24 protein-coding genes and 1 other annotated feature are annotated in these 24,007 nt (G+C 26.7%); of the genes, 10 read left to right on the forward strand and 14 right to left on the reverse strand.

Features of this window, described 5'->3' with window-relative positions:
- Positions 1–8: 8 nt before the first annotated feature.
- From ABDZ60_RS18195 to ABDZ60_RS18215, 5 genes are read right to left on the reverse strand one after another with little or no spacing between them, the layout of a single operon-like run.
- Positions 9–1,076, reverse strand: coding sequence for an ABC transporter substrate-binding protein (locus ABDZ60_RS18195; protein WP_343780131.1), 1,068 nt, complete (start codon positions 1,074–1,076; stop codon positions 9–11).
- Positions 1,063–1,875, reverse strand: a complete 813-nt coding sequence (locus tag ABDZ60_RS18200; RefSeq protein ID WP_016207124.1) for an ABC transporter permease — start codon at positions 1,873–1,875, stop codon at positions 1,063–1,065. Before ABDZ60_RS18200 ends, ABDZ60_RS18195 begins: the two co-directional genes overlap by 14 nt.
- Entirely contained in the window at positions 1,869–2,726 is an 858-nt protein-coding gene (locus tag ABDZ60_RS18205; protein WP_016207123.1) for an ABC transporter permease, read from the reverse strand. The genes ABDZ60_RS18200 and ABDZ60_RS18205 overlap by 7 nt, the downstream gene beginning before the upstream one ends.
- Positions 2,719–3,771 carry a spermidine/putrescine ABC transporter ATP-binding protein gene (potA, locus tag ABDZ60_RS18210; RefSeq protein ID WP_343780231.1) on the reverse strand — a complete coding sequence of 351 codons (1,053 nt, stop codon included), beginning with the start codon at positions 3,769–3,771 and terminating at the stop codon, positions 2,719–2,721. Before potA ends, ABDZ60_RS18205 begins: the two co-directional genes overlap by 8 nt.
- A 20-nt stretch (positions 3,772–3,791) precedes the next feature.
- Complete coding sequence (locus ABDZ60_RS18215) at positions 3,792–4,331, reverse strand: helix-turn-helix domain-containing protein (RefSeq protein WP_016207121.1); 540 nt, start codon at positions 4,329–4,331, stop codon at positions 3,792–3,794.
- A gap of 384 nt (positions 4,332–4,715) precedes the next feature.
- Between ABDZ60_RS18215 and ABDZ60_RS18220 the strand changes: the two genes are divergently transcribed.
- Both ABDZ60_RS18220 and pflA read left to right on the forward strand, forming a co-directional pair.
- A complete protein-coding gene (locus ABDZ60_RS18220; protein ID WP_343780134.1) occupies positions 4,716–5,789 on the forward strand; it encodes a GNAT family N-acetyltransferase in 1,074 nt (357 codons plus the stop codon).
- A gap of 150 nt (positions 5,790–5,939) precedes the next feature.
- Complete coding sequence (pflA, locus tag ABDZ60_RS18225) at positions 5,940–6,653, forward strand: pyruvate formate-lyase-activating protein (RefSeq protein ID WP_343780137.1); 714 nt, start codon at positions 5,940–5,942, stop codon at positions 6,651–6,653.
- Positions 6,654–6,746: 93 nt separating this feature from the next.
- On the opposite strand, the gene ABDZ60_RS18230 is transcribed toward pflA, so the two are convergent.
- The 3 genes from ABDZ60_RS18230 to ABDZ60_RS18240 all read right to left on the reverse strand — a co-directional run bounded on the left by ABDZ60_RS18230 (position 6,747) and on the right by ABDZ60_RS18240 (position 9,529).
- The gene (locus ABDZ60_RS18230) at positions 6,747–7,376 is read right to left on the reverse strand and encodes a 3'-5' exonuclease (RefSeq protein WP_016207119.1); all 630 of its coding nucleotides are present in this window, start codon (positions 7,374–7,376) and stop codon (positions 6,747–6,749) included.
- A gap of 181 nt (positions 7,377–7,557) precedes the next feature.
- Positions 7,558–8,463, reverse strand: a complete 906-nt coding sequence (gene rocF, locus ABDZ60_RS18235) for an arginase (protein WP_016207118.1) — start codon at positions 8,461–8,463, stop codon at positions 7,558–7,560.
- 421 nt (positions 8,464–8,884) lie between these two features.
- Positions 8,885–9,529, reverse strand: coding sequence for a hypothetical protein (locus tag ABDZ60_RS18240; RefSeq protein ID WP_016209202.1), 645 nt, complete (start codon positions 9,527–9,529; stop codon positions 8,885–8,887).
- Positions 9,530–9,821: 292 nt separating this feature from the next.
- On the opposite strand from ABDZ60_RS18240, the gene ABDZ60_RS18245 reads away from it, so the two are divergent.
- The 3 genes from ABDZ60_RS18245 to argS all read left to right on the forward strand — a co-directional run bounded on the left by ABDZ60_RS18245 (position 9,822) and on the right by argS (position 14,137).
- Positions 9,822–11,255, forward strand: coding sequence for an LCP family protein (locus ABDZ60_RS18245; protein ID WP_343780141.1), 1,434 nt, complete (start codon positions 9,822–9,824; stop codon positions 11,253–11,255).
- 118 nt (positions 11,256–11,373) lie between these two features.
- Positions 11,374–12,021: a site-2 protease family protein gene (locus tag ABDZ60_RS18250; protein ID WP_343780144.1), complete on the forward strand. Its 648-nt coding sequence runs from the start codon at positions 11,374–11,376 to the stop codon at positions 12,019–12,021.
- 155 nt (positions 12,022–12,176) lie between these two features.
- Positions 12,177–12,384, forward strand: a binding site (T-box leader).
- Between the two features lie 61 nt (positions 12,385–12,445).
- Positions 12,446–14,137, forward strand: a complete 1,692-nt coding sequence (gene argS, locus ABDZ60_RS18255) for an arginine--tRNA ligase (RefSeq protein ID WP_343780146.1) — start codon at positions 12,446–12,448, stop codon at positions 14,135–14,137.
- A gap of 51 nt (positions 14,138–14,188) precedes the next feature.
- Here argS and ABDZ60_RS18260 read toward each other — a convergent pair whose 3' ends face one another.
- On the reverse strand, positions 14,189–14,356 hold the full coding sequence (locus tag ABDZ60_RS18260) for a FeoB-associated Cys-rich membrane protein (RefSeq protein WP_343780148.1): 168 nt from the start codon (positions 14,354–14,356) through the stop codon (positions 14,189–14,191).
- 60 nt (positions 14,357–14,416) lie between these two features.
- Positions 14,417–14,638, reverse strand: coding sequence for a FeoA family protein (locus ABDZ60_RS18265; RefSeq protein ID WP_343780150.1), 222 nt, complete (start codon positions 14,636–14,638; stop codon positions 14,417–14,419).
- A 435-nt stretch (positions 14,639–15,073) separates the two neighbouring features.
- Here ABDZ60_RS18265 and ABDZ60_RS18270 point away from each other — a divergent pair, with 435 nt between their 5' ends.
- Complete coding sequence (locus tag ABDZ60_RS18270; protein ID WP_343780152.1) at positions 15,074–15,853, forward strand: ribonuclease H-like domain-containing protein; 780 nt, start codon at positions 15,074–15,076, stop codon at positions 15,851–15,853.
- 64 nt (positions 15,854–15,917) lie between these two features.
- Here the strand turns inward: ABDZ60_RS18270 and ABDZ60_RS18275 are convergent, their stop codons facing one another.
- A complete protein-coding gene (locus ABDZ60_RS18275) occupies positions 15,918–16,760 on the reverse strand; it encodes a ComEC/Rec2 family competence protein (protein WP_343780154.1) in 843 nt (280 codons plus the stop codon).
- 140 nt (positions 16,761–16,900) lie between these two features.
- Here ABDZ60_RS18275 and ABDZ60_RS18280 point away from each other — a divergent pair, with 140 nt between their 5' ends.
- The 3 genes from ABDZ60_RS18280 (at position 16,901) to ABDZ60_RS18290 (ending at position 21,211) form a co-directional block, all read left to right on the forward strand.
- A complete protein-coding gene (locus tag ABDZ60_RS18280; RefSeq protein ID WP_343780155.1) occupies positions 16,901–17,611 on the forward strand; it encodes a lysophospholipid acyltransferase family protein in 711 nt (236 codons plus the stop codon).
- Between the two features lie 390 nt (positions 17,612–18,001).
- Positions 18,002–19,750, forward strand: a complete 1,749-nt coding sequence (locus ABDZ60_RS18285; RefSeq protein WP_047000440.1) for a phosphoenolpyruvate carboxykinase (ATP) — start codon at positions 18,002–18,004, stop codon at positions 19,748–19,750.
- A gap of 99 nt (positions 19,751–19,849) precedes the next feature.
- Positions 19,850–21,211 (forward strand): DUF2334 domain-containing protein, encoded by a 1,362-nt coding sequence (locus ABDZ60_RS18290; protein WP_343780157.1) that lies wholly within the window; start codon positions 19,850–19,852, stop codon positions 21,209–21,211.
- Positions 21,212–21,271: 60 nt separating this feature from the next.
- Here ABDZ60_RS18290 and ABDZ60_RS18295 read toward each other — a convergent pair whose 3' ends face one another.
- Together ABDZ60_RS18295 and ABDZ60_RS18300 are read right to left on the reverse strand one after the other, a co-directional pair.
- Positions 21,272–21,481, reverse strand: coding sequence for a DUF378 domain-containing protein (locus tag ABDZ60_RS18295; protein ID WP_016207105.1), 210 nt, complete (start codon positions 21,479–21,481; stop codon positions 21,272–21,274).
- Positions 21,482–21,548: 67 nt separating this feature from the next.
- Complete coding sequence (locus ABDZ60_RS18300; RefSeq protein WP_016207104.1) at positions 21,549–22,016, reverse strand: Lrp/AsnC ligand binding domain-containing protein; 468 nt, start codon at positions 22,014–22,016, stop codon at positions 21,549–21,551.
- Between the two features lie 422 nt (positions 22,017–22,438).
- On the opposite strand from ABDZ60_RS18300, the gene ABDZ60_RS18305 reads away from it, so the two are divergent.
- A complete protein-coding gene (locus tag ABDZ60_RS18305; protein ID WP_343780159.1) occupies positions 22,439–22,777 on the forward strand; it encodes a hypothetical protein in 339 nt (112 codons plus the stop codon).
- A 97-nt stretch (positions 22,778–22,874) separates the two neighbouring features.
- Here ABDZ60_RS18305 and ABDZ60_RS18310 read toward each other — a convergent pair whose 3' ends face one another.
- Entirely contained in the window at positions 22,875–23,900 is a 1,026-nt protein-coding gene (locus ABDZ60_RS18310) for a CehA/McbA family metallohydrolase domain-containing protein (protein WP_084820719.1), read from the reverse strand.
- Positions 23,901–24,007 lie beyond the last annotated feature (107 nt).

The raw sequence follows: 24,007 nt of genomic DNA on the forward strand, positions 1-24,007 counted from the left end.
GTAACTCCTTAATTAATTTTTACTTTTAACCAAGCATCATCATATAGTTTTATTTTGTTACCTAAATCTTTAAATATTTCACATTTATCAAGGACCTCATCAGCAGGATAAACAGTTTCATCTTCTTTAGTTTCTTCATCTAATAATTCATAAGCAGCTGAATTAGGAGTTGCATAACCTATATATTCTACATTTTCTTTAGCATTTTCGGCATCGGATAAGAAGTTTATAAATTCTTCCGCTTCACTTTTATGCTTTGCTCCCTTTGGGATAACCATAACATCAAACCATTTATTTGAGCCTTCTTTAGGAACAACATATTGAAGATTTAAATCTGGAGCTTCATCCTGAATAAATATCGCATCACCAGAGTAAACAGTAGCAAAGGTAGCTTCACCGTTTATCATTTTATCTTTAACTTCATCCATAACATAAGATTGAACTAAAGGCTTTTGCTTTATTAATTCTTGAGTAGCTTCTTCCAATTCATTTTTATTAACTGAGTTTAAAGAGTATCCAAGTTTAACTAAAGAAATAGCAAGAGTATCTCTTATGGAATCAAACATAAATATTTCATTTTTATATTTTGAATCCCATAATATATCCCAGCTGTCTACACCCTCTTTTACTTTATCAGCATCATATATTATTCCTATTGTTCCCCACATGTATGGAACTGAGTATTCATTATTAGGATCGTATTGAAGATTTTTAAAATCATCTCCAATATTTTTATAATTAGGTATATTAGTAAAGTCAATTTTTTCCAACATATCCTCACTTAGCATTTTTTCGACCATATAATCTGAAGGGAAAATTAAGTCATAAGTTCCAGGACTATTTTTTACTTTTTGATACATAATTTCATTTGATTCATAAGTATCATAAATTATATTAATACCTGTTTCCTCTTCAAATTTTGTGATTAAATCTTCATTTATATAATCTCCATAATTAAATACATTAAGGGTTCTTGTACCACTTGAATCATCATTGTTTTTAGAGCATCCTACAAAAAATGATGATATTAAAAATAATGATGATAAGATAGCAATAGATTTCTTAAGCTTTTTCAATTTTATCACCTCTTGATAAAAATTCTTTTCTATTAGCAATTAATAGAAGAGTTAAAACTGTTACAAACATCAAAGTTGAAAGAGCATTAATTTCAGGCTTAATCCCTCTTCTTGCCATAGCAAAGATTTCTATAGAAAGGTTTGTAACTCCAGGTCCAGCAGTGAAGAAACTAATTACAAAATCATCAATAGACATTGTAAAAGCCATTAACATACCAGCAAATATTCCAGGTTTAATTTGAGGCAATATTATTTTCCTTAATGTGTAAGCTGGAGTAGCACCCAGGTCCAATGCAGCATCTTCTATATTTTCAGGTAACTGTCTAAGTTTAGGTAAAACAGCTAAAATTACATAAGGAATATTAAATGTAATGTGAGCAAGAAGCATAGTAGTAAAGCCAAAATCTAATTTTGTAAGAGGTCTTATAAATATAAATAAGCTCATTAAGGCAATACCAGTAACTATGTCTGGATTTAATACAGGTAAATAATTAATATTTAATAAAAGAGCTTTTTTAGGTCCCTTCATTTTATTTATTCCAATAGCTGCTAAAGTACCAATTATAGTAGCTATAACGGAAGAAATTATTGCAATAACAACAGTAAAGAATAAAGCTTGAAGAATTCTTTCATTTTGGAATAGGTCAGCATACCATCTTAATGTAAAGCCAGACCATTTTCCCATGGTTTTTGAATCATTAAAGGAGAAAATAATTAATGCTAATATTGGAGTGTATAAAAATATAAATATAAGTAATAAATAAGATTTCTTAATAAAGTTTTCAAGTTTCTTTACCATAACTGATTTCCTCCTCCTTCTTTAGCATCAGAATTATCAAACTTACTCATTATAGCCATAGATACTAATATTATTATCATCATAAATATAGAAATAGATGAACCAAAATTCCAATCACCCATCATAGTAAATTGTTGTTCAATTAAATTACCTAAAAGCATATATTGTCCACCACCAAGCAATCTTGAAATTACAAATGTAGAAACAGCCGGCATAAATACCATAGTAATTCCTGAAATAACACCAGGCATGCTTAAAGGTAAAACTATTTTCCTAAATATCTCACCCCTATTTGCGCCTAAATCGGCAGCTGCATTTAATAAATCTTTATCCATTTTTGTTAACACAGTATATATTGGAAGCACCATGAAGGGTAAAAAATTATAAATCATACCAAGTATTACAGCGCCATCATTATATAAGAAAGTAAAAGGGCCAAAACCTAAGTAACCAAGAATATTATTTACAAAGCCATTTTTACCTAAGATAGGTAACCAAGCATAAGTTCTAAGCAAAAAGTTCATCCACATTGGTACTATAAAAAGCATAATTAAAATATTACCTTTTGAAGGTTTCATTTTAGAAATTATATATGCAACAGGATATCCTAAAATTAAGCACCATAATGTTGATAAAAAAGCAAGCCATAAACTTCTAGTAAAAACCTTTATATATTGAGATTGAAGTAGTCTTGTGAAATTTTCTAATGAAAATTTATAATCTCCTTCAGGTGTTAATATAGTAAAGCCGAAGAATAAAACTATTATTAAAGGAATTATAATAAATAAAGAACTCCAAACTATGAAAGGAGATGCAGCAAAGTTTTTATTAATATTTTTTGCCTTACTCATTATTTGAAACCTTTCTCATAATATGAATATCTTCTGGGTAAATATCTAATCCTATAACAGAATTTACTTCTGCAAATTTAGTATTATGAATTATCCATTTATTATTTCCTTCTTCAACTTCTATTTCGTAATGAACACCTTTAAAAATTATTGATTTTACTGTACCTTTTAACATTCCCTTGTCAGCAGCTACAATTTTAATATCCTCAGGTCTTATAACTACATCAATTAATTCATTTTGTTTAAACCCTTTATCAACACAAACAAAAGTATTATTGCAGAACTCTACTTTAAAATCATCTAACATAGTTCCATCTAAAATATTACTTGCACCTATAAAGTTAGCAACAAATGCATTAGCAGGTTCATTGTATATATCTTCTGGAGATCCCATTTGTTGAATTTTACCTTTATTCATAACTATAATAGTATCAGACATTGTCAATGCTTCTTCTTGATCATGAGTTACAAAGATGAAAGTAATTCCAAGTCTTTGTTGCATTCTTTTAAGTTCAATTTGCATTTCTTTTCTAAGTTTTAAATCAAGAGCTCCAAGAGGTTCGTCTAAAAGAAGAACTTCTGGTTCATTAATTAAAGCTCTAGCAATAGCAACTCTTTGCTGTTGTCCACCACTTAGGGATTCTACGCTTCTTTTTTCAAATCCTTCTAAAGAAACTAATTTAAGCATTTCTTTAACTTTTAAATCTATTTCATTTTTAGGAGTTTTTTTAATTTTTAATCCAAATGCAATATTTTCATATACATTCATATGAGGGAATAAGGCATATTTTTGGAATACAGTATTTACCTGTCTTTTGTATGGAGGTAAAGATGAAATATCATTTCCATTAAATAAAACTTCACCTTTATCAGCAACTTCAAATCCAGCAAGTATTTTTAATGTTGTTGTTTTACCACATCCACTAGGACCAAGTAATGTTAAAAATTCATTCTTTTTAATATTTAATGAAAGATTATCTAAAACGCAATTACTATCAAAGGATTTAGAAATACCTTTCATTTCAATTATGTTTTGTTTCAAAATAAACACCTCTTTCTATAGATTTAAAATGACGGCGGAGTACTTATCCAAATTACTTTAGCTTGTGTTTTTCCACCATTTGAAATATAGTGATTAGATCTAGGTTTAAAATAAAAGCTTTCACCTTTTTTCACTTTAAATTTCTTTTTTCCTAGATGTAAAATTATAGTTCCAGATAAAACAAAACCAAATTCTTCACCTTCATGAGGTTCTTCTTCTATATATCTTCCATCAGGTTCAAGAGTTATCATTATTGGTTCCATTTCATTTTTTTGTGCATTAGGTATAAGCCACATTAGCTTATATTTTAAATCATTATTTTCAGTTTCAAACATATCTTCATATGTATAAGTAACTTTCTCTTCACTAGCATCACTAAAAAATTCTGTGAGATTTGTACCGAGAATTTCTAGTATGTCAATTAATGTTGCTATTGATGGAGAAGTCAAGTCATTTTCAACTTGTGATATAAATCCTTTAGAAAGTTCACATCTATTGGCAAGTTCTTCTTGAGTCAATTGTTTTTCAATACGAAGTCTACGAATTTTTTCTCCTATTTCCACAATTACACCTTCCATCATATAAATTTTATAATACTAAACTAAAAGTTTAAAATTACTAAACAAACAATAAATATTATAAATATTAATATTATAAAAATCAATATTTTTTCAAATAATATATAAAAAAAGTTTTTTGCCAAAGCCTCATTATATATATACTATATGATTATTTATATAATTAAGTTTAAGAAAACAGTCATGAAAGTTTAGGAATACTAAGTAAAATAATAAAAGTGAAATAATTACAATATATTTAAAAACATTAAGTTAAAATTAAATACTAGTTATATTTCTTGATAAAAGCTGAATTTTATGAGATATTAAACTATATATTATCTGGAAGAATAAAGAAATATTTATAAATTTCTTGTTATAGGTGATGAAATGAATAATAAATTAAATTTATATAGGAGAAATGGTAAAAAGGTTTATATAAGGCAACCTAAATTTACTGAGCTATCTTTTGTAGAATCTTTGTGGAGTAATAAAGAAAATATGGGGGAGATAGGTAAGACATATTCTTTTCCAAAAGAAAAATGGGATATGTTTTATAGAAAAATGGTACAACCAACAGATGGGAAGAATTTTTATTGTCTTATATATTCTTTAGATGAAAAGGCAATTGGAGAAGTTAGTTTCCATGGATATAATTCTGCGACTAAGGTAGCTAGAATAAATATAAAAATACATCATATGCATAGACGCAAAGGATATGGAGAAGAAGCATTAAAGCTACTTTTGGAATATTATTTTTTTGAATTTGGTGGAGAGGCAATAATAGATACTGTAAGTACAAAAGAATCCAGAGAACTATTGAAAAAAATAGGTTTTGAAGAGATAAGTAATTTTAGAAATCAATTTACTTATAAAATAACTAAAAAGAACTTTTTTAAATGTAAGATAAATAATAAAAAAATTATAAATATATTAACTTATGATAATATTAATATAATGGAATATTCAATTCCTTTTAATATATTTAGTAAAGCTAATGAAATTCTAAAGGAAGATTACTTCGAAGTTCATCCCATATCCAATAAATCACAAATAGAAACAGAAAATATAAATGTATCTGTTAAAGATATAATTAATAATAATATATATAAACCTAATATGATTATAATACCAGGAGGAAAAGACGTAAAATCAGCGGCTAAAGATAGTGTTTTAATGAATTATTTAAAATTTATTTATAGTAATTGCGATTATATAATAACATTTTCTAACGGAATATATTTTCTTAATGAATTTAATGATTTAGAAGGAATTACAGTACCAAAATCAGAATGGAGAATAGAGGGGACAATTCAAATAAAAAAAGCTTTTGTTGATAATGGTAAATTAATGTTTGCATCAAATATGATTGGGATAATAGAACTATGCACAGAGATTGTTAAAAAGCTAGCTGGTGAAGAGGTAAGTGAAAGGTTATTAAAGGAAATAGGTATATATAATTAAAGAATATAACATATTAAGGTAATAAGTAAATTACAAGTAGCTAAATAAAAATAGAAATTTGCAATAATAGACTTTTCAGTATATACAAATTATAATGAATAAGACAAGATAAATTTAAAGTTAATTTCCTAGATAGAGGAGAAGATAAGTATGGTAAATGGTAGAATTCATTCAATTGAAAGTATGGGTCTTGTTGATGGACCAGGTATAAGAGTAGTTGTATTTTTTCAAGGATGTAAATTAAGATGTCTTTATTGTCATAATCCAGATACTTGGAGTGACAAAGGAGGAACTGAATATACTGCTGAAGAATTAGTTAAAAGAATAAAGAGATTTAAAAGTTATTTTACAACTTCGGGTGGAGGAGTAACATTTTCTGGAGGGGATCCATTAAGACAGCCAGAATTTTTGTTAGAAGTACTTAAGGAATGTAAATCAGAAGGAATACATACATGTCTAGATACATCAGGTGTTGGATTTGGTGATTATGATGAAATACTAAAATATACAGATTTAGTTTTGTATGATGTTAAGCATTTATCAGAAGAAGGATATGAAGAAATTACTGGATTCAAAATAGAAGAAACAAATAAATTCTTAGAAGCTTGTAAAAAGGCTGGCACTAAACTTTGGATAAGACAAGTAGTTATTCCAGGCAAGACAGATAGTGAAGAATATATGGAGGGCCTTAAAACATTTATTAATAATTTAGAAAATGTTGAAAAAGTCGAGTTATTACCATATCACTTATTAGGTGTAAATAAGTATGAAACTATGGGAATACAATATAGATTAGATGGAGTTCCAGCAATGAATAAAGATATTTGTAAAAGTCTTAAGGATAAATACTTTGGAGAATATTAAATTTTACTAAACAATTTTCTAGTGCACAATTAACAAGGCACAGTTCATAATAAACTATGAACTGTGCCTTGTTAACTGTGCACTGAATGAAATTTATTTATTAAGTAATTTAGAAAAGTACCCTGCAGGTATTAGTCCCTTCTTCATGCCTTGAATCACTGTTAAATAAGTAGCAGCTGTGTCAAATCTAGCATCATGATAATTTCCACTACCTTCAAATAACTCATTTGCTTTACTTTCAATTTGTTCTTCTGTTATTTGAAGAAAATCTATAACTTCTGACAGCTTAGGATTTTTTATATTTCCAGCTGGACTTGGTAAATTACAAATAGCTTTGTAATATGACATAGTACAGAAAGTATTCTTAGGTTCCCATGTTGTATCTATAAGACCAGCTTCCCAAAGTTGCTGTAATTCATGTTTTAAGAATTTTATATCAAATTGGACATTATGACCTATTATAAAATCAGCATCAAAAAAGTCAGGCATAAATTCATGGACAAAATCTAAAAATTCTTTCCCTTCTGAAAGATCATATAATTTTTCAAGTGAAAATCCATGAACTGCTTGCGCACCTTCATCCATACTATCAACTGTAAAGAAGAAGTTTTTTCCTATTGTTTTTTGAGGCTTACAGGAAGCGTCTATAATTATATAACTTAATTGACATATGTTTCCAGGTTTTATACTAGTGGTTTCAGTATCGAAAAAAAGTAATTTCATTTTATCCTCCTAAGAATATAATTTACTATTATATAAACTTTAATAGAAATAGATTTAAATTTGTATAGTGTTTATCGAAACACATATATATAATAACATAAAAACTAAAGATTTATAAAATCAATTTATAAATTTGGAGAACAAAAAATAACTAATAGGTTACTATTAGTTATTTTAAAATTTATTTTCCTTCAAAAGCCTTTGATATAACTTTTAATAATTCAAGACAAGTTTCTAATGTTTTTTTATTATCATCTAAGTTAGGGTTAAATTCAACAAAATCCATGGCCCTTACTAATGAAGTACTAATTATACTTTCAATTATTTGTTTTCCTTCGGAAAAAGTTAATCCATCTTCAACTGGTGTTCCTGTTCCAGGAACATAAGTAGGATCTAAACTATCAATATCAAAGCTAAAATGAATGTTTTTCACATTGTTTCTATTTATAGCTTCTAAGAATTCTTTTAATACAAGTTCTATGCCCTTATTTTTAATATCTTTCATGGTCCATACGTTAAGATTATTTTCCTTGATTAATTCAAGTTCACCTAAATCTAAGTCTCTGCAACCTAATAAAAATACATTTTCAGGTTTAACCTTTTTACTAGAGGAATAAAGGTTGGTTAAAACTTCATGACCAATTCCCATAGAACTAGCTAAAGGCATTCCGTGAATGTTTCCAGATGGGGAAGTCTCGTGTGTGTTTATATCACCATGAGCATCCACCCAAACTACTGCAAGATCTTCTGCAAAAAATTTACTTGAGCCAGCAACACTTCCAATTGCTAATGAATGATCTCCGCCAATAACTAAAGGAAGATATGAATTTTTTAAGGACTCATAAACTTTATCAGCTAGTCCAACATTTGATCTCACAACTTCATCTAAATACTTCATTTTTGCGTTAGCTGCGTATTTATCATTTGAAGAAACATTTTTTACATGAACTTCGCCCATATCACAGACTTGGTGGCTTTTATTAAAAATATCTAGAAGGTTGTTCTCTCTTAAAATTTTTGGCCCATTTTCAACTCCAGGATTATCACATCCATAGAATATAGGCATATCAATAATACTAATATTCATAAAACAAACCTCCGATTTGGAATAAATTTTTTAGGGCAATAAATATATATTAATAGCTTAATGTAAATAAGTAAATAAAAAAATATAAAAAATTTATTACAATTTTATATTTTTAAATTTTATATAGAAAATTTAACTAAATACATATTATATTTATACTATTTTGTCTTAAAATGTGAAAAAAAATCAAAATAGAAAGAAAAATATAGATTCTATTTTGATTTATATAATTTATTTATTCCCTTAATAATTTATGTTATTCTATATATTAATAAATTAAAAAGGAATTTCCATATAATAAAGAAATTTAAATAAAAAGTTAATAAAAAACTGCCGTATAAACGTGATAGAGTCAAGTTTATACGGCAGTTTTAAGACTTAAATTATATACATAATTTAAGTAAAGTAAATATTTTAATAATTAGGAAATCATTTCGCTTAATTTTTGTAATGCTTCATCCTTTGTATCAAATGAGAATTTATTTTCTTTTATATAATTTTGATCTATTTCTGGTAAATTAGCTAGTGGTTTTGAATTTGAGTAAACCTTTTTTTCAGATTCTATTATATTTCCATTTGAATCTGTTTTAAATAAGCTTATATATCCATTTTCTTCACCTAAATAATATTTATTTGATTCAAATTTATTAATATCTGTAGATGAATCACGGGTGTAAATTAATTTATTATTATCCCATTCATAAAGAGCGTATCCATCATCAGAAAGTTTCTCTGATAAAGCCTCTTTAGTAAGATTATCATCTAAATTTAATTTTTTCTTTAAGTTTAGTAAGTTTTCTGACATATCTATATTATCATTTGTTTTTAAAGTAATATAAATATTATCATCTAAATATTTATCATTTTCACTATAGACAGTTTTATTTTCGGCTTCTTCATTATTAATTAATCTATTAGGATTAGTAAAATAATCCGTTATAAAATAGCTTAGGCAAAAACAGATAGCTAATAAAGAAATAAATGAAACTAATATAGCAGCTTTTTGCTTTTTATTTAAATTTCCACTTGTGGATTTTGAATTTAAATTATTATTTGAATTATCCATATTTATCACTCCTTGTTACTATTATTACCAAATAAGTGTAAAATTAAACTATATTAATGAAATATTTCATTTTTTATAAAGTATTTTTATTTATATAGAGTAAACAATTCATATAAAGTAAATAATTAAAGTAAATAATTAAAGTAAATAATTGAAAAACATATAAAACATATAATTGTTATATATTTGTAACAATTATGACAAATAAATTTAGTATAATTTAATGGATATTGTTGTAAGAATATAAATCTTAGTTATATAATAGTAAGGTAAAGTAAAGGGAGGAATTCGGATGAGCGAGAATGAGTTAACGAAGAAAAGAAAAAAATCTAAGAATAAGAAGAAGAAAAGAAACAAAATTATATTAATATCAGTATTAAGTGTATTAGCAATAATAATAGCAACAGCATTATGGTGGTATAATAGTTTGAGAAATAGAATTTATGTAGAATACAAACCTGAAGTTAAAAGAGAAGCAAGCTATAATGAAGTAGATGGAATTACAAATGTATTATTAATAGGAACTGATGGAAGAACATTAGATGAACCAGCAAGATCTGATTCTATTATTATAGCCACTTTAGATAATAATAATAAAAATGTTAAGTTAACAACAATAATGAGAGATACATTAGTTGATATACCTGAATATGGCGAAAATAAAATAAATGCAGCTTTTGCTTTTGGAAGTTCTGAGCAAGATGATAACGGAAAACTTCGTGGAGCAGAAGGTGGAGCGGCCTTACTAATGGAAACTATAGAACAAAACTTTAATTTACATTTAGATAAATATGTTATAGTTAATTTTTGGGGATTTGAAGCTATAATAGATGAAATCGGTGGAATAGAAGTTGATATTAAAGATTATGAAATAGAGGAAGTAAATAAATATATAGGTGAATCAACAGGTGTAAATTCTCCTCCAATTACTGAAACAGGACTTCAAAAGGTAAACGGACAACAAGCTTTATCATATGCAAGAATTAGATATGTTGGTAATGGGAATTTTGAGAGAGGCGAGAGACAATCAGCAGTATTGTATCAAGTAGCTTCAAAGCTTAAAGAAGTCAATCCTATTAAATATGTAGGAGTAGCTAATACATTATCACAACATGTAAAAACTAATATAGATATACCAGAAGCATTAAATTTGGCTTATACAATTTATAAATTGCCTAATTTAAATTTTGAGAGATTACAAATACCACAAGCTGAACTTATAGCAAGAGATAATTTATATAAGGATAGAGGATGGTGCTTATTAATAGATCTTAAGCAAAACTCAAAGATACTTTATGACTTTATATTTAAGAATAAATCACCTAATCCAGAAGAATTTGATTTATTATCAGTAGAAAATGCAGCTGCAAGATATAATGCAGAGGAAGCAAGATATAATTCATTATATAACATAAAGCCAGAAGATTATAATGATAAAAATGAAGAAAAGGTAATAGATCCAGTACCAGATAAAGATGTTGTTAAACCACCAACAGGAGGAACAACGAATCCACCGACAGATGGAGGAACAACGAATCCACCAACAGGAGGAGGGACAACGAATCCACCAGCAGGAGGAGGAACAACGAATCCACCGGCAGGAGGAGGAACAACGAATCCACCAACAGATGGAGGAACAACGAACCCACCAACAGGAGGAGGAACAACGAATCCACCAACAAATGGTGAAAATAATGTGAATAATTCTGATAAACCTCAAAATTAATAAAGTTTTAAAGAGCTTTACTTCTAAGTAAAGCTTCTTTTTATTAAAAAAATGTAAATATAAACTTTGCTTTAATAAATATGATATAATCATAAAAAGAACAAGGAGGAGTAGAGTGATGGGAGTAGATTACTTATTAAATAAGATATTGGCAGTGCCAGCAATATTAATAGCTTTTGTAGCACAAGGATATGCCAAAGCTAAAGTAGCAGATAAATTAGGCGATAAAACACCAAGATTTCAAGGAAGATTAACATTAAATCCAGCAGCTCATATAGATTTAATGGGCTTTATAATGATATTATTAGTTGGCTTTGGATGGACTAAGCCTTTAGATACTAATCCAAGAGCATACAGAAGAGGACAGAAGGATGCAATAAAGGTAACTATGGCAGCACCTCTTGCAAATTTGTTAGTAGGATTTATTGCTATGTTTATATATGGATTATGGGCAATTACAGCATATAAAATAGTTCCTTCATCATCATACAATATTGTGGGCATGGCTTTACAATATATATCAATAATAAATATAAATTTATTTGTATTTAATTTAATACCACTTCCTGGTCTTGCAGGATTTGAATTATTTAAGGAGCTAAGTCCTAAAAACTTTTATAAAGTTGCAGATATTCTTTATCAATATCAAATGTTTATTCTTATAGGGGTGGTCTTATTAGGAAGATATATATTAGCAATACCTTCAGGTTTAATAATTGAATTATTCAGTAAAATAGCTTTTGGAATTTTAGGATTAATATTTTAAAAAAGTTTATAAAAAGACATTGCTGTATTTAGTAAAAGATTAATATTTAAACTTATAAGTATATAATTACTAATTATGAATTATTATATATACCTTTTATGTTGACAATAAAAGTTTTGTTTATGTATAATGTTTATATTAAAATAAAATAAGTATTAATATCAATGAAGAGAAGAGTACTATATTTGATTCTTTAAGCGAGTAAGGGGTTGGTGTAAGCCTTATAAGATAGAGTATTAGGAAGAGAGTCTTGGAGATAGCTACTGAAATTTTATTAGTAGGATAGTTCGTATTGCTGCGTTAAAGCATTGAGTGGCATTTTATGCAATCAGAGTGGTACCGCGGAAGTTTTCCGTCTCTTATTTAGTTAAGAGACGGATTTTTTATTTTTTAATTAATAGTGAAACTTAAGGAGGATATAATAATGGATTACAAGAAAAAAGTTGCGCAAGCAATAAGTAAGCATGTTGATATGGATATTGAAAGTATAGAGAAATTAATTGAAATTCCACCAAAGAGCGATATGGGAGATTATGCATTTCCATGTTTTCAACTAGCAAAAGCTTTCAGAAAAGCTCCTAATATGATATCAGAGGAATTAGCAAGTAAAATAAGTAATGAAGGATTTGAAAAGATAACTAATATTGGACCATATGTTAATTTTTTTGCAGATAAAAGCATATTTACTAAAAATACAATAGAAAAAGTATTAACAGAGGGAGATGAATATGGTTCATCTAATATTGGAGAAGGAAAAACTATTTGTGTTGAATATTCATCACCTAATATAGCAAAACCATTTCATGTTGGGCATTTATTTACAACAGCTATAGGAAATTCTCTATATAAGATCTTTAAAAAAGAAGGTTACAATGTTCAGGGAATAAATCACTTAGGAGATTGGGGAACTCAATTTGGAAAACTTATATCTGCATATAAAAGATGGGGAAATGAAGAAGCTTTAGAAAAGAATGCTATAGATGAACTTTTAAGAATATATGTTAAATTCCATGATGAAGCAGAAAAAGAGCCTTCACTTGAAGATGAAGGAAGAGCTTATTTTAAAGCGTTAGAAGATGGTGATAAAGAAGTAGAAGCCTTATGGAAGAGATTTAGAGATTTAAGTTTAAAAGAGTTTGAAAGAATATATGAAATTTTTGATGTTAAATTTGATTCATATGCAGGTGAGGCATTCTATAATGATAAAATGGATGTTGTAGTAAATGAGTTAAAGGAAAAGAACTTGTTAGTAGAAAGTAATGGAGCGCAAGTAGTTATGCTAGATGAGTATAATATGCCTCCGTGTATAGTGTTAAAGGGTGATGGAGCATCAATATATGCAACTAGGGATTTAGCAGCAGCCATGTATAGAAAGAAAACATATGATTTCTATAAGAGCATATATGTAGTTGGGACACCACAAGCTTTACACTTTAAACAAGTATTTAAGGTTTTAGAGCTTGCAGGACATGAATGGGCAAAAGATTGTGTCCATGTAGGTTTTGGTCTTGTAAAGTTTGCAGATAGAAAACTTTCAACTAGAAAGGGCGAGGTCATTCTATTAGATGATTTAATTAGAGAATCTATAGATAAAACTTTAGAAGTAATAAATGAAAAAAATCCAGATTTAGATAATAAAGAGGAAGTAGCTAAGAAGATAGGTGTTGGTGCTGTAGTATTTACTTATCTAAAGAATTCAAGAGAAAAAGATATAGTATTTGATTGGAAAGAAATGCTTTCATTTGATGGTGAAACAGGTCCTTATGTTCAATATTCATATGCAAGAGCAAATAGCATATTAACAAGAGCTGGAGAACTTAAAGGAAATGCAGATTATTCTAAACTTACATCAAAGGAAGAGTTTGAATTAGTAAAGACTTTAGAAGGATTTGCAAAGCAAATACATTTAGCAACTGAAAAATTAGAACCGTCAATTGTTACAAGATATGCAATTGAGGTTGCAAAAACATTCAATAAATTCTATAATGCACATTCTGTATTAAATCTAGAAGATGAAGAATTAAAAGAAGCAAGGCTAGGTTTAGTAAAAGCAACATGTCAAGTTATTAAAAATTCTTTAGCCTTATTAGGTATTGAAGTTGTAGATAAGATGTAATTTAAAATGGCTTAATAAAATTTAATTAAATTTTATTAAGCCATTCTATCTTTAGTTTTTCTTTGCCAATTTAATTCCGTTTGAATTATCTTCATACATTGGACAATGGTCAGAACAGGTACCACAGTTACAGCCACCACCTTTAGAAGATTTCTTTATAGATTTATATATTGTAGTGCCCGCAAAGGCTACAATAATTAAGGTAATTAATATTTCCATGAAAACACCTTCTTTTTATAAATAATATAATTATGATAGATATTATAAAAGATACTTTGTTTATACAGATAAAAAGATATTTTTAGCATCTTTTTTCCTAATAGCTAAATCAAATCCTCTAAGATTAACTATTATTGGATCACCAAGAGGTGCAACTCCTTTAAATTGAATTTCCGTACCTTCAATACAACCAAGGGCTAATAATCTTTTGGCAAGCTTGTCATCACCATCAATATATTTTATTATAGCTTTTTCTCCTAATTTTAAATCACATAAACTCATACTGTCACCTCGTATTGAAAATCATTATCATATAAATATAATAACAAAATGTGAAAAAGTAGTCAATGCTTTTAAGAATTTATTAATTATAATCATTAATTAAAAATATTCTTTTACAGATTATAATTATAAGTATAGAGAACATATAATAAATTACATAATATTATATAAGTAGGAATATTTAAATTTATATAAGTTGTAATAAGTATTTTATTACGGTAGTATTTCAGTGACTTATATAAAAACTTAAAAGGTATATGAGTTCAATTTTGTTATTCTATGTAGGCAAGGCTATTAACTTAAAACTTATAATTATGTAGATTATTAATTGAAACACATATATTTGTTTTTATATTGCTATAAAAGGTGATATAATATTATAAGATAAAACAGGGAATTTAAAGGTGATAATGATAAGGAAGAAAGAGTGGTAATGTGATTATTAGAGAAAATATAATAGAGGTTGATTCTTTAGCAAGAGATTTTATGCTAAAAACAGATTCAATAAATAGATCTCCGGAGGAATTAATATTTTTTGATTTAGAGCATTATGTGTATAAAAAACCAAAATGTATAGGTGTCTTTGGAGCGTGTATTTATGAAAACAATAAATTGTATGTAACTCAGTATATGATTGAAAATAAGGGAGAGGTAATACAGATATTAGATTTAGCAAAAAGATACTTTGTTAATATGAAAAGAAAAGGGAAAAAGGCAATTGTTACTTTCTCTGGAAATAACGACTATACTGTGATAAATTATTTATTTAAGAAGTATAGAATAGCATTTAATTTTTCGAAGGAATTTGAAGATATAGATATTCAAAGAGAATATGAAAAGGAAATGGGGCACTCAATAGGGCTAAAAAATTTAGAGAAAGACTTTAATATTCATAGAGAAGGAGATCTTATAAGTGGTTCCAATTTAGCAAAGACATTTAATAAAGTGCTAAAAGATAGAGAATATATTTTAAGAATGCCTAGAGAAAAAATAGAAACAATACTCCTATATAATGAGCAAGATGTAACCAATTTATATAATATATATATGCTTTGGAAGGCATATGTAAAGAAGGCTGAAGAAGAACAAGTAGAATCAATACACGAAACAGAAGAAATAGATGTATCAAAGGTTAATGATACTGGAGAAAATACAATTAAACAAGAAGAAGAAATTTTAATTAAAGAAGAGCATACAATAGAAGAAGTAAAATAATTAAATATTAATTTAAGAATAAATTCTTAAATGATAGATGCTCCTAATTATTTAGGAGCATCTATCATTTCAAAGAATAACCATCTGATTTTATTAAAATATTTCCATCTAAATCAGTTTGATAAATAGTTAAATCTTTTAACCTAGATAAAACTTCCTGAGAAGGATGACCATAACTATTATCTTTTCCGACAGATATTACTGCGATGTAGGGATCAACAGCATCTAAAAATCTTTTTGAAGTTGAAGATGAAGATCCATGATGTCCTACCTTTAGTACATCGCTTTTTAAATCATATCCTTGCGTTAAAACTTCTTTTTCAGAAAGCTCTTCTGAATCACCAGTAAATAGAAAAGAAGTGGTTCCGTAGGAAATCTTTATAATAGAAGAAAAATTATTTAGATTTTCATATTCATTAGATATAGGAGAAAAAACATCAACTTTAGTATTTTCACCAAGATCTATTGACTTAATATTTGGCTTTAGTACTTTAATTTTTAAATCTTTTATCACAAGAGATTCTACCATGGTTTCGAATGCTTTTGTATTACTGTTTACTTTAGGGGCATAGAAATTTAAAACTTCAAAGTTATCAATTATATAGCTCATGTTTCCTATATGATCTTCATGAGGGTGAGTTGCTATTATATAATCCAACTTAGAAATCTTTAAAGAATTGAGATATTTTACTAATTTATCTTTAGAAGCACTTGGACCAGAGTCTATAAGTAAATTTTTCGAATTAACTTGAATTAATATAGAATCTCCTTGACCTACATCAATGAAATGAACATTCATTCCTTTAATATTGTCAGATACAATATTTTTATTAGTTTCAATACTACATTGAAATAATATTAGTATTAAAAGAAAATTTAAAGTTATATAAATAATTTTCTTTTTCAATTGTTATCTCCTTAAAAATAGTAATATATTTTATAGCTGATACATATATTATAGACTTAACAAATTAAAAATATAATTGAAGAAAAAATTATATGCATTTATAATAGAGAAGAAAAGTAAGATTTGGTGGTGAAAGAATAGTGAGTTATTTTAAAATAATTAGTTACGGTATATATATGATATTTATGCAACTTAAAGCTGTTAAACGATGGTATTTAGAAAAAACAAAAGGAGAAAGAGCAGCTATAGATTATAGTGGAAAAGTAGGAGAAGATTGGGCAAGATATACGATTCATAATGCATTAGGAATGAATGTTACAATAAAGGGAAAAGAGAATATTCCGAATGTACCATGTTGCTATATAGGTAATCATACAAGTATATTAGATATTCCTATATTAATAGATTCAGTTGGAAAGTGTATGGGGTTTGTAGCTAAAAAGGAAATGGTTAAAGCACCTGTATTAGGATATTGGATGAGTAAATATAATTGTGTTCCTCTAGATAGAGAAAATGCAAGGGAAGCTATTAAAGTAATAAGAAAAGGTTCAGAAAATATAAAAAAAGGATATAGTATGGCTATATTTCCTGAAGGAACAAGAAGTAAAAATGGTGAATTAATGGAGTTTAAAAAAGGGAGTTTAAAGTTAGCAACAATGGCAAAAGCTCCTATTGTGCCAGTTACTATAGATGGGGCTTATAGAGCTTTTGAAATAGATCGTAAATTTAAGCCTATAGATATAACAATTACATTTTCAGAGCCAATATATACAGAGAATTTATCAAGAGAAGAAGAAAAATCCTTAATGGAAAAAGTAAGATTAGAAATTGCAAAAAATTTAGAGAAATAAATATAGAACAAAAATAGTAAAAAGCTATATTATTGATATTAAGGCAATAATATAGCTTTTTGCTATTTACAATTTATTCCTTGAGTTAAAGGAATGCTGCAAATTATAATAGGGCATATTATATATATAACTTAAAGAATATAATTCGATTATGTAGGAACGTTTATTTTATTTTTATAAATATAGTTCGAAAATTTATCAATTATTAAAAAAAACTTAAGTATATTATTTTGGTTACGTTTTCTTTCAGAAAAAATATTTAAAAATCATAATAATTTTGAAAAATGAAAAAATAAACTTTAAAAACTTGCATAATATATGTTATAATAGAAAAAAATAAGGTCAAAATGAAATTTTCATCATACACATAATTCACAAGGGGGTTAATTTATGCGTAAAGAGTTTTCAATAAGCAATGATAAGGTATTAATTAATTTTACAGCTAAATACTGTAGTACATTTGAGGAACTAGTAGAAAGTTATGGATTTAAGAGAGTAATAGAAAATTATTTGAAGAAATCTAAGAAAAAGGTAACATTAAGCTGGAGATATTTAAGGCAAGGATTAAAAACAGATGATATAGCTCAAATATCTAAAGATTTATCTAAAATATTTAAATATTGTACAGTTATGAGTGTTCAAGAAATAGTAGAAGCCAATGAGATGTATGATGATTTATTTTCAGATAAAGATAAATTTATAGCATTTATAGAAGACTTGTATTTATTCTGGAGGGGGCTAGAAAGATATACAATAATTCATAATAATAGACGTCAGGATGGATTATCAGCAGTAAGTTTTACTCAAGCAAATTCATCATTATCTAATTTAATTTTGAAATTATATAGAAAAATAGAAAAGAATGTTTTGGGATATAAGCCAAATGTATTTAGACAAATACCAGTTGGGGGAAATGCCTCAATAATAATTAATAGAGTTTTATGGCCATTACCAAAAGGATATGAATCATTAGAAGATATAGAATTTATTGACAGTATATTATTAGAAACACCATTTATAACATACCCTAAAAAGAATACTAGAAGTGGAATGTTTACAGAAGTAAGTACTAACCCATTACAATATGCTTCATTAAATAAAGATCATTGGTTTTGCTATCCAGCAAAAGTAGGAGAACTTATAGCGTTCATATATTTCCATAGAGATTTCATGCAACATGGAATAACTTTATGTAATTTATTTGAAATGGCAAGGTGCGAAGAATATAGAGGTAAAAAGCCAGATTTAGTTTATGTATTTGGTGCAACAGATAATGAAACGGATAAGAAAACAGTATTCTATGATGATAAAGAAAATGATATCATGTTAGGATATGTAAATCATTCTGTTGACATTGATTATTTTGGATATATGAAGAAAATGACTCTTACATTACACAATTTAGTAATGATTAAAAGAGGATATTTACCAATACATGGTGCTATGGTTAATATAGAGCTTAAGGATGGTAAAGCAGCAAATGTTGTTATCATGGGAGATAGTGGAGCCGGAAAATCAGAAAGTTTAGAAGCCTTTAGAACATTAAGTGAAGATCATATAAGTAATATGACAGTGATATTTGATGATATGGGAACATTTAAAGAAATAGATGGAAAGATAATTGGATATGGAACAGAAATAGGAGCATTTGTTAGATTAGATGATTTAGACCAAGGATATGCCTTTAAAGAAATCGATAGAAGTATTTTTATGAATCCTGATAAAATAAATGCTAGATTAGTAATGCCAGTTGCTCCATATAAAGAAATAGTAAAAGGATATGAAGTAGATTTATTCTTATATGCTAATAATTATACATCGGTGGAAGTGGGCGAAAATGCTATAGAATATTTTGAAAATACTAAAGATGCTATAGAAATATTTAAATCAGGCGCTAGAATGGCGAAAGGAACAACTTCAGAAAAAGGATTAGTAGAAAGTTATTTTGCAAATCCATTTGGACCTGCGCAAAAACAAAAAGAAACAGATATATTAATAGAAAGATATTTTAAGGCTATGTTCAATGGATCTGTTAAAGTTGGGCAAATAAAAACTTGTTTAGCTATAGATGGTCAAGAAAAAGAAGGCCCAAGAAAAGCGGCAATAGAATTATTTGATATTATTAAAGAAATGAAATAAATAATTAAGAAAACCTACTTCAAAAGTAGGTTTTTTAGTTATACAATATAAATTACTATTAGGTAGTAAAACTTAAATTATTTATAGGGGTATAACATTATGAAAAAAACTTACATAATTTTCTTAGTATCAATTATTTTTATAATAAGTTTAAATCTGATTGGGTTTAATTTATTAAAGAGTCATAATTTAAAGAAGAAGTATTATAATACAAAAGGAGCAAGGGTTGTAGAAGAACTAAAGTCTAAAAATGTAAATGAAGAAGAAAAAAATAGTTTTAAAAGAATCCCATATAACTTATCATTTTATTTAAAAAATAATAAAATGAATTTTAATAAAAACATATTATACAAGAATGATAGATTTTATATTCCGTTATCAGAATTTTTAAGTTATTTTGGGAATAAAGAAGAAGTAGATAAGGACGATATAATAATAAAAAATCTTGCGAATATTGATCTAAATAAAAAAACTTATGAAGAAGATAATAAAATTACCGATTTAAGAGGTGATATATTAAAAGAGGATAATGAATATTACATATCATTTTTTGATTTGTGTGAAATCTTAAAATTAAACACCTATTGGGATTATGAAAAAAATAGTATATACATATCTAAAAAAACATTAACAGAAGTAGACAAAGAGAAACCAATAAAAAGAAATAAAAAGAAAAAAGCATTTATAAGATTTGAAGATTTTACTGCAGGAGATGTATACATTACTAAAGGTGCTCTAGAAAAAGTAAGAAAAGTTGCTGATTATATGAATGAAAACAAAGAAAGCTTTAGTGTAGCATGGGTACCTAGATATATAAATAATACCTATAATATAGATAATGATGTATCAAAAAAAGATTCTATTCAAAATTCAAATTTCATTTTTACTTTAGATTATCTTTTAAATAGAGGTGGAAATGTAGGGTTACATGGATATACTCATCAATATAAAGATACTAATAGTATTTCAGGTTTTGAGTTTGGCGATGATGGATATAAGGATGAAAAGGAAATTAGGACAAGGGTAGAAAATGCACTGAAAATTGCAAATAAAGTAAATATACCAATTAGCTTTTGGGAAACACCACACTATAGGACAACCCATAAGCAACAAGAGATTTTTGAAGAATATTTTAAGATAATTTATGAACCTTCCATAGGAATATATAATAAAAATATAATTACAAGTAAAATAAATAAAGTTACAAAATATATACCAACTCCAATGGGATATGTAGATGATGATGATGGGAAAGCAATTCTTAGTAGAATAAGAAATAAAAGAAATAATGAAGAGTTAAGCTTATTTTATCATCTAAGTGTTGAAATAAAGGATGTAGATATTTCAATAGATAAAAACGGAGAAATAAATTATAAGTATAATGAGAACTCTATATTAAAACAAATAGTTAATTGCGTAGAATCTTTAGGCTATGAATTTGGCAATATAAAAGATTTATAAAAATTAAGAAAGTGTGGATAACCACACTTTCTTAATTTAAATTTAAAACACTATATTATTTTAGTCATTAGAACCAAGAAATTTATCTTTGGCAAAGAAGGATAGTGAATAGATTCCAGCTATACCAACTAAAGCATAAATTATTCTGCTAAATGCAGTCATAGTTCCAAATAACGTATCAACTAAGTTAAATTGAAAAAATCCAATTAATCCCCAGTTAATAGCTCCAATTATAACTAATATAAGTGCTATCGAATCTAAAACTTTCATTAAAAACACTCCTTTTATAATAGGTTTACAATTAATAGTATAACCACAGGAAAGTTTTTTATGTATTTTAAATAGTGATATTTCTATCGATTGGTTGATCTAAAGATATTATAGTATCGGTTCTTTGAATACCAGTAATAGTATTAATTTTATTAAGCAATATATCTTGAAGATCAGTAATATTCTTACAAACTACTTTAGCAAAAATAGAATAGTTACCTGTTGTTAAATGTAATTCGACAACTTCCTTAATTCTTGATAACTCTTCAAAAACTGAATCAAATGAAGATGTTTTATCTACATATATACCAACAAAACAACATACGTCATAACCTAATTTAGGTAAATTTAAAAGAATTCTTGTTCCCTTTATTATACCAAGCTCTTCCATTTTTTTCATTCTCACATGTATAGTTCCACCACTTACATGACAAATTCTTGCTATTTCTAAGTAAGGAGTTCTACAATCTTTTATTAATAAATCTAGAATTTGTAGATCTAATTCATCTAATTGATATGTTAAATTTAAACTCATAGAATCACCTCTTATTAACATTTTTTAATTTCTTACTATATTCTATCAAATAATTTATTAAAATAGAAGGGAATTATAATAAATTTAATAAATAAAATAGGAAAAATTAATATATTAGTAATAAATACTATTTATTGGGTTCATAGTGTACAATTCACAGTTTACAGTTTTGGCTTAATGGAAGATCTACTACGCATTAATGTTGTTGGTTTGTCTGAGCGCAGCTAGTTTAACCAAAACTCTTGGCATAGTAGTTCTCGAGCCTAGTACTTCTTTGCGTAGCTATTTAACTTATGAAACATATCTATTTATCGTAGCCTTTATATTCGCAATTTATTTTAAGTATTAACCTGATATGGCTTGAAAATATGAAGTATTTCTTTTAATATAATAATAGAAGCTTTTAAAGGAGGAATTATATCGTGCAAATACTTATTACTATATTATATTTTGCAGTAACTATAGGATTAATGATTTTATTATTTAATTTAGGAAAAAAATATGTATTTTCAAAAGTGAGAATAAATAAGTGGATTCCATTAGCAATAGCATTAGTTTTATTTGTAGCTCAATTTTTCTTTAAATTAAGTAACATGTGGTTAAATATGTTGCTTACTTTAGTAATAGTTTGGTTCTTTTTATGGTTTTTTGATATTCAAAATACAGGTGGACCAAAGATGAAGGAAAAGAAAATTGAAATAAGACCAAAAGCAAAACCTAATAGAGCTAAACATATACAAAATCAAAAAAAGGAAGATTAGCAAATAAGTAGGACATATATTATAAAGTATTATAATATATGTCCTACTTATTTTATATTAAATATATTTTATAAAGGGTAATACATTGAAAATAAACTTATATTTTTAAGTTAGTGTCATTTATAAAAATAGGAGAACTAAATGCGATATTATCATTTTCTTCAAATACCTTTATTATATACCAGCTTTCATCTTCTTCCCTTTTATGCTCATATAGATATTTGATACTACTTAAATTTATATTTTCTATAGTCCTTATAATTTTGCCCTTGTTAGTTATGATTTGTATTTCTTTTATTTTATATTTAATATCCTCTGTAAATATCATAAATTTAAGTTTATCAGAAGTAATAAAAATTTCTTTTCCCATGAAATTATCATTTATAGTAAAGTATAATTTTAGATAGCGTGATTCAGTAGAATAAGTCCGTCTTTCTCTAAAAGCAGATATAATATCTTCAGTAGATAAACTATTACAAATGCAAACAGTTAAATTTTCGGAGTCTCCAAAATTCATTTTATGATTATCTTGGCCATTAATAGCGCCTAGTTTCCAACCATCATCTAGCAAGCTAAAGTAGTATTTATCATGTCGTGTATATTTGTGAGAAGGATTGCCATTTCCAACTTCTATAGATGTTATTAATTTATTCAATACAGGATTGTAGGGTAAAGCTTTTATATTTTTATGGGGATGATTTATAGAAATAAATGCATCAGGATTATTCAACATCCATAAAGCTAAAATTTTCAAATCTTTAACAGCGCCTGTAAAGAAACTTGAAGAATTCATTATATTTAAATCTCCATAGAGATAAGTTTTACATTCAAATCCAACTAAAGGTAAGAAATCATCATATTTTTTTCTTACTTTAGCTGCATAAACCTTAGTACCTTGAAATTTAGAATATTTATCGTCTTTAATTGATATTTCACTAGATAAAAAAGAATTATGATCTGTTATAAACATAAAATTTAATCCAGATTTATAACCATACTCATAAGCTTCTATGGGAGAACCTTTGCCAGTTGAAAATTCAGTATGACAGTGAGGAATACCATAATAAAACTTCATATTATTTTCATCAAAATCTTTTATTTGTTTATGTTTTTTTCTTCCCAAAATAAGCTCCTTATAAATTATTACTTATTCTATATATAGTATTGAATATCTATAAATAATGACAATAATATTCACTAATGATAAAATAACTTTAAGAGAAATTAATT

This window comes from Clostridium sartagoforme (assembly GCF_039521405.1).
Classification (GTDB): domain Bacteria; phylum Bacillota; class Clostridia; order Clostridiales; family Clostridiaceae; genus Clostridium; species Clostridium sartagoforme.